A 7855-nucleotide genomic window follows, 5' to 3' on the forward strand; every position below is an offset into this window, starting at 1 on the left:
TAGTCATTAATTATTCTCTTATTGACACTAAGGTACCTCATTTTGTTATTTATTTCAAGTCTTTTCTTTAACTCCGCAAAAGAATTTTTATTCACTGTCAATTAATCATAACCAATTTCAAACGAACAGCCTGGGACCATATTCTGATCTCAGGCTGTTTTCATGGTGTTGCTGATCGCATATTATTAATTAAAATAGATATCCCCGTTGGCGTCGACTGAGAAGATCTCGAAGTCGGTATAGAGGGAACTGCCAAAAATATCATCGATCTGGAACGAATAGTAGTAGTCTCCCACGGCCAGCGGTTCTTCATAGATCACCGGGTCATTGTTAAAGGTATAGGCTTCGCCTTCGTAAATGCCCTCCTCATCAGTTTTCATACTATAGGAATAATACATCGGGGTGATCAGATCACCCTTTTTCAGTTTGGTAATCTCTTTGGCCGCCTGACCGGTAACTTCATCGATACCATCCCAGGCGCCGATAATGGTGATGGTGTAATTACCATCGCTGGCAAAGTCGATTTTTATGCGCAAATTGGTTTCCACCTCATTGAGCATCACCGGCGAGGTATAGATATTGTAGTTGTCGCCCTGTTCGACTATATAGGTAGCCAATGGCTGTCCATCAGGCAGGGACACCCAATAGCCGCTGAAGTTATCTTCAAACTTACCGGTATTCCAGTCAGCCGTGATGTTATCATCCAGACCCAGTTCAATCAGGGTTTCGCCATCGCCGGCATCCATAAATACGTCACAGAAGACGGCCTCGACATAATTCAGGGTGTCGGCGGAAATGGTAAAGCCGTACATGCCAGCGGCATTGATGGCAGGCGGTGATGAATACGAAACGGCCGTTTCCGCTTCGCTGAAATTGTATACTTCGGTGGGTTCCTGATCCAGTTCCGACCAGTAAGCGGAGCCGGCTGATCCATCATAACTGCTGCTCCAGTAAAGCGAGTTTTCGCCAAACCAGTCCGCATCGCTGTAGCTTCCAAAATCACCGTTGGTGTCGCTGCCGTAGGCCATTTTATCGACAAAGGACATGTAGTAAGGACTGACACAGATATCCTTGAAAATTGACAATTCCTCGGAGCCCTGAATGGCTAAGGGATAGTAGATCGCCAAGCCATGAGAATCGGCCTTGTCACTGCCGTTTTTCATGTAGACAACGCAGTCCGCCAGGGCTGCCAGGGCCTGATCGGTACCAGCTACATTAGCGGTGACATTTTTCAGCACCGAACCCAGATCAACCATATTGGTATAGCCTTCGGACTTGTTATTGCCGCCATAGTTTTCGGCCGCTGTAATTCCCTTAATCATCGGCGATAAAACATCGGTTTTAGTAGTGGCGTTGTACATCTCCCGGGCGACATCGTTAAAGGTATAAACCAGTTCATCGATCTTGGACAGGTCGATGCAGGACAGGGTTGCTTCATTGTGACTGTCGATGGCCATACAGGCCGCGTAGAAAGAATCAACAATCACCTTGCCCAGTTCGGCTCCGCCAGCCGCCGGACTGCTGCCGATAAAACTGCCCATGGCGGTGTAATCCCAGCCATAGCCAGGTTCCAGCTCTTCCGATGCCACCATATAGCGGGCGTGGGGGGCCAGCATATTTCCGGTTTCGACGGTACCCATCAGACAGGCATCAAAACCGATAAATTCAAAGGCATCCGTCATCTGGGGATAAACCGAAGTCAGGGCGTTTTCGACTTCCAGCAGCGACAGACTGTCGCTTTCATTCTGCTCGTCAAAGCAGACGCCGGTTATGCTGCCGCCGCCGTGATTCCAGAAAACCAGCCCCATTTTTTCAGCTGGATAGGATGATACACCCCAATTCAGAAATTCGGCCAGGGTTTCGGCGCTACCCATGTTGGCACCGTCCGCTGCTTCAATCTCTTCCATATTCTGACTTTCAATCACAAAGCGCTGGGTCAAGGCGTCATCAACCAGATCGTTATCCCAGGCATTGGCCCCACCGGTCTGAACCACAAATTTCACCTTGTCCGACTGGGCGCCATCAATCATCTCCTGGAGATCCATGGTAGCCAGGCCGCCGTCACTTTCCAGATCCGAGCCGCACATATAAACAAAAATGGTCCAGGTCCCGGAGTCACCCATTTTTTTCGTTTCGGTTCGGGTCAGTCGCTGAATTTCCAGATCACCGCTGGAACTCACCTTCATCTCGGTGCTCCGCTTAAGTGATGTATCGAGGCCGCTGTTTTTGTGGGTGCTGGTTCCGCCACCAACATCTGAACAAGCTGTCAAAGACAGCACCATGGCAAAGATGATCAAAAATGCCGTCAATCTTTTTTTCATTACTAACCTCCCGGGTCAATGATTTTTTATCGCTTTCATGTCTTAACCATCGCGATTAAACTGGCCGCCTTTTATAGTTGCCTCAAACGCTTTATCCGCAATGGATTTTTACATAATACTGATTTATATTATACGCCTCCCGGGTCGATAAGCAAAGAAATTTCGCACCTAAAATCATTTTTTCGCGACCCTTTCACCCAGAAAAAAACGCAGACCCACAATAAAGTGGTCTGCGTTTTTAATCCGTTATTTTAGCGTGATCAGGACAAACCGATGATTTCACCGTCTTCGGTAATATCCATGCCATTGGCAGCCGGCACCTTGGGCAGACCCGGCATGGTCATAATGGCTCCGGTGATTACGACCACAAATCCAGCTCCGGCTGACAAACGCACTTCTTTGACATGGATATTGAAATCCTGGGGGGCGCCCAGCAGGGTCTGATCATCGGAGAAAGAATATTGGGTTTTGGCCATACATACCGGCAGGTGATCAAAGCCCAGGGCGACAATCTCGTCCAGTTGTTTTTTGGCTTCCGGTTCGTATTCGACCCCATCCGCCCGGTAGATTTCGGTGGCAATGGTTTTTATTTTCTGCTCAATCGGCAGTTCCAGCGCGTACAGCGGTTGATATTGTGATTCACCCATATCACAAAGTTTGACCACTTCGTGGGCCAGTTCTTCGCCGCCTTTACCACCCTGGGAAAAGACATCAGACAGGATTACTTTGACATTTATATTTTCACAGGCTTTTTTAACAGCAGCAAATTCTGCTTCGGTATCCGTCGGGAATTTATTCAGGGCCACGACCACGGGCACCTTGAACTTTTGCAGGTTTTCCAGATGCTGGATCAGGTTGGCGCTGCCCGATTCCACCGCGGCCACGTTTTCGGTTGACAGTTCGGTTTTAACCACCCCGCCGTTCATTTTTAAAGCCCGGACGGTGGCCACAATCACCACGGCATTGGGTTTAAGCTCAGCATAACGGCATTTGATATCAAAGAATTTTTCCGCGCCCAGATCAGCACCAAAACCGGCTTCGGTAACCACATAATCAGCCAGCTTCAAGGCTGTTCGGGTAGCCAGCACCGAGTTACAGCCGTGAGCGATATTGGCAAAGGGACCACCATGGATGAAGGCCGGGGTATTTTCCAGGGTCTGAACCAGATTCGGTTTGATGGCATCTTTAAGCAACAGGGCCATGGCGCCGGTGGCTTCCAGATCAGCGGCGGTCACCGCTTTGCCTTCGGTGTTGTAAGCAACAATCATTCGGCCCAGTCGCTCTTTGAGATCAGTAAGACTGGAGGCCAGACAGAGAATCGCCATAATTTCTGATGCCACGGTGATGTCATAACCGGTTTCCCGTTCCACGCCATTGGCCCGACTGCCCTGACCGACGGTGATCATCCGCAGGGCCCGGTCATTCATGTCAACAACCCGGCGCCAGACAATCCGATCCAAATCAATGTTTAACAGATTTCCCTGGTGAAGATGATTATCAAGCAGGGCCGCCAGCAAACTATGAGCCGCGGTAATGGCATGGAAGTCACCGGTAAAATGAAGATTAATATCATCCATCGGAACGACCTGGGCGTAGCCACCGCCGGCGGCGCCACCTTTGACACCAAAGCATGGTCCCAGTGAGGGTTCTCTTAATGTGGTAATGGTTTTTTTACCGATATAATTGAGCGCCATGGAAAGCCCCACGTTGGTGGTGGTTTTCCCTTCACCGGCCGGAGTTGGGTTTATCGCGGTTACCAGAATCAGCTTGCCATCTGGTTTATCCTGGTTGTCTTTCAATACCGATAAGGACACCTTGGCCTTATGATTGCCGTAAAGTTCCAGTTCATCTCCGGTGATCCCCAATTTTTCAGCCACCTGTGCAATCGGTTGCAATTTAGCTTCCTGTGCGATCTGTACATCTGTTTTCATCTTGTCTTTCTCCTTTTCAAAATAATTTCGTTATTCTCTAAGTCCCTTTTTTTTAATCTGCACCACACGCTGCGGTTAATTATTTACGTACATCCTGTGCACATGTATATACAGATTTTCCATAGGTTAACATCTTTTATACTCCGTGTCAATATTTTTCTATGTTGGGACAATTTATTATCTTTACTTGTTTGTTATTTCTCAAACAAAGTTTGAGACTGGAAATATCTTGTTATAATTTTAACGTTCATCCCTGATATTTTCGTTTTAATCGGCTATTTTTTACACTTTCTCTTTTTTTACAAATACTAACGCATATTTTCTGTAAACGTCTAAAAAAAAGCCCTGAACAGCTTTACTGCTCAGGGCTCCTTAAAATAGATTCGTAAAATTGACATTTTTATCGTTCTGTTTTTGTTACTTTTTTAACTACTACATCAGTAATTGCTAATATGTTTTTTTGAAACCGGTCTTTTTCTCGCGCAATTTATAAAATTTGCCGTCAAGCTACTGTTTTTTTTTTATAAAAATAAATTTTCTACTGTGTTTTTTTACTCATTTTGGGAATAATCACGCCTAACTACTCACGATACAATTTATGCCAGCCCGACCAGTTTTCCGCCAATTGGTATCCAGAGGGTACACAGAACAATAAACACCAGTTGCAACCAAACCGTTGCCTTGGGCATATCCGTCATCTTGTAGTAGCCGGCAGTATAGGTAATCAACGGAATGGTATCAATCGGGAACAGATAACAATTACCGGCACATAATCCCAGGGTGATGATCAGCAAGGCCGGATTAATACCCGTGGTCGCTGCCAGGCTGACAATAACCGGCGTCAGTACTCCAATGAGAGCCGGCGCCACCGGGACAACCAGCATAATGACAAAGCTCATGGCTGCGACAAATAATACCCCTTCCATGGTTGAAATAGAAAGACTTGTCGGTAAAACATGGGTTACAAACCATTCGCTGACACCATTGACGACGATCGTGTTTGCTAAACAGAGTACCGTACCAATCAGAATAAAAGAAGTCCAGCTGACTGCTTTCATATAGCGGTCCCAGGTCAACACCTTAATGCCTGGCAGAAAAAACAACGAACACCCCAATAGGGCTACGACAGTAACCTCAATGCCGGACACAAATGAGCTGAGTATCCAGAAAAACATCATCCCTGCTGCTATCGTAATAACCTTCCACTCGGTTTTGGTAATTTTTTCTTTAACCACGATGGTGGACAGGTAACCCTGAATTTCCGCCTGATCAATTTCTGCCGGTGGATATATTTTCATCAACACAAACCAGGATAATGGCAGCATCAAAACCACAATCGGAATCGCACAAACCATCCATTGGATAAAGGTAATCTGAACGCCGGCCAAATTCTGCAGCAAACCGATGGTTAAGATATTAATCCCGCTGCCGGCCGGGGTCATAACGCCACCTAGCATAATCGCAACCGGAATCCCAATCATCAGGGGTCTGGCGGTTTTCTGACGATCAGCTTCATTTTTGAAGAGTTTCAGAAAACTTGCCCCAATGCCCATAAAAACAACCACTGTGGGAACATCCGTGACGACGGACGATACCAGCCCGCCGGCAACCATGATTGCCAAAATACAGGTCTTGACATCTTTGCCAAACTTTTCGAGCAAGACATGAAGTATCCGCTGCACAATCGGCGTGGAGGTCACCGCTTCAGCCAAACCAAAAGACGCCAGGACAAAAAATAACATCGTATTGCTGAACCCGACCAATCCGGTTGCCAGATTTTTAGTGACCCCCAGGAGCGGTAATAACGCCAGACTCAGGAAGCAGATAACCCCTACTGGCAGTGCTTCGGTAATCAGCATGATCAAAAAGAAAATTAAAAGTCCAATGGTAATAAAGCCAATATCTGTCAATCCCTCGGGAATTGGCAGCAGGAAAACGGCAACAAGCACTCCGACACTTATGATCATTCCAAACAACTGCTTTTTGTTCATAATCCACCTCAAGTTTTTATCATCATGATAAAAGAATAGGAAGCCGATTCAGTTTCGAAAAGACTTCCTCCCTTTTAACCTAAACCCTGAGCCCGCCTGATATTCATTTCCGGTGGGTACAGGTTTTTTTCCTGTCTTAAAACATTTTCTCAGACATCTTGTCGATTTCTTTATTAATGGTTTCATATACACCCGGGAATGAGTCAATTGGTAAACCCGAGGTCTGCGATGGAATAAAATGCAGTTTGCCATTTTCCTGACAAGTTTTTTCAACATACTCAGCCACGATTTCCGGGGTCCAGGTTGGGAAATCGACTAAACCGCTGTGAATACCGCCCATAAAGGTAATTTTATCGCCGTATTGCTTGATCAATTCAGAAATATTATTGGTATTCATCACGCCCTGCCAGATATCGATACCCATTTCAATCATCGATGGCACCAGATTAGCGGCATAACTGTCACTGTGATGGACGATCAGTTCAACGCCGTTTTCTTTATAGTAGCCATAGATTTTCTTGTACGCCGGTTCAAAGAATTCTTTAAACATCGCCGGTGAAACAAAGGAGTTGATCTGGCTGCCCCAGTCATCATGATGAAAAACCGCGTCGGGATGAAGATGCTTAACAAACTCTTCGGCCAGCCGGAGTTCAAAATCGACCAGGTAGTCAATCAGTTCATGCATCGCTTCCGGCTCTTCATAATAGGCCATTAAGGCTTCTTCCATGCTCATCAGATAATGAACATGTTCAAACAGTCCCGGAGCAACAAAAACGGTGACATACTTATCATTCCGATCAACGGCATTGGCGTCGGCAATGGCTGTCGCCCAAGCTTCATCGGGATAGTCAAGCTTGGGGGCTTTAACGTAATCCCGCCATTTGGTAATATCTTTGATGACAATGTGTTCCTCGTCATGGACCGGGAATGAACCCAACTGACCTTCCGGCCAGCTCAGGGTAACCCCCCATTCATTGACGATCGTGCCGCCCACTGGTGGTTTTAAACGGCTAATCGGAGTTTTCATCATTAACGCAAACGCTTCATATTGTTTGACAAAGCGATCCGGGTTTCCACCCTTCATCACTTCCATTAAGTTTTGTCTTTTTGTTAACATTTTTCTCTCCTTTATTAAGCTGTTATCAGTTCTTTAGCTTTAACTGCCGCACTGCCGGCATCCGGGGCGTATCCGTCGGCACCAACTTCAGCGGCATATTCCGGCGTTACCGGAGCCCCGCCAACCATAACTTTCAAACCCGGGTAAGCGGCCTTAATGGTCCGAACCGCTTCTTTCATAGCTGGCATGGTGGTAGTCAGCAGACCGGAACAGGCTACCAGTTTAACGTTTTTATTATCTTTAACTGCCTGGACAAAGGTATCGGCGGGAACATCCACGCCCAGGTCAACCATCTCAAAGCCGGCGCTTTCGATCATCATCGAAACCAGGTTTTTTCCGATGTCGTGAAGATCGCCCGCCACCGTACCAATGACGCAGGTTCCCAATGAGGCGGAACCGTCACCGGCCATCAGTGGTTTTAAAACTTCTACGCCTTTTGACATGGCTTTGGCAGCGATCAGCATTTCCGGAACAAAAATTTCTCCGGATGAGAAT

The 7855-nt window shown here is 46.8% G+C and carries 5 protein-coding genes; all 5 read right to left on the minus strand.

Features of this window, described 5'->3' with window-relative positions; all coding sequences use genetic code 11:
- Positions 1-185 precede the first annotated feature (185 nt).
- Entirely contained in the window at positions 186-2321 is a 2136-nt protein-coding gene (locus ACEW8F_RS02680; protein WP_373481932.1) for a clostripain-related cysteine peptidase, read from the minus strand.
- A gap of 260 nt (positions 2322-2581) precedes the next feature.
- Complete coding sequence (locus ACEW8F_RS02685; protein ID WP_373481933.1) at positions 2582-4252, minus strand: formate--tetrahydrofolate ligase; 1671 nt, start codon at positions 4250-4252, stop codon at positions 2582-2584.
- Positions 4253-4848: 596 nt separating this feature from the next.
- The gene (locus ACEW8F_RS02690; protein WP_373481934.1) at positions 4849-6243 is read right to left on the minus strand and encodes an SLC13 family permease; all 1395 of its coding nucleotides are present in this window, start codon (positions 6241-6243) and stop codon (positions 4849-4851) included.
- A gap of 136 nt (positions 6244-6379) precedes the next feature.
- Positions 6380-7360 (minus strand): uroporphyrinogen decarboxylase family protein, encoded by a 981-nt coding sequence (locus ACEW8F_RS02695; protein WP_373481935.1) that lies wholly within the window; start codon positions 7358-7360, stop codon positions 6380-6382.
- Positions 7361-7374: 14 nt separating this feature from the next.
- On the minus strand, positions 7375-7855 hold a 481-nt coding region (locus ACEW8F_RS02700; RefSeq protein ID WP_373481936.1), incomplete at its 5' end, for a cobalamin-dependent protein.

It is taken from the genome of Acetobacterium sp. (assembly GCF_041752335.1).
Lineage (GTDB): Bacteria > Bacillota > Clostridia > Eubacteriales > Eubacteriaceae > Acetobacterium.

What these genes read in the sequence shown, in the direction of transcription:
- ACEW8F_RS02680 (WP_373481932.1), bottom strand. Translation starts at nt 2,321, where the DNA reads ATGAAAAAAAGATTGACGGCATTTTTGATCATCTTTGCCATGGTGCTG.
- ACEW8F_RS02685 (WP_373481933.1), bottom strand. Translation starts at nt 4,252, where the DNA reads ATGAAAACAGATGTACAGATCGCACAGGAAGCTAAATTGCAACCGATT.
- ACEW8F_RS02690 (WP_373481934.1), bottom strand. Translation starts at nt 6,243, where the DNA reads ATGAACAAAAAGCAGTTGTTTGGAATGATCATAAGTGTCGGAGTGCTT.
- ACEW8F_RS02695 (WP_373481935.1), bottom strand. Translation starts at nt 7,360, where the DNA reads ATGTTAACAAAAAGACAAAACTTAATGGAAGTGATGAAGGGTGGAAAC.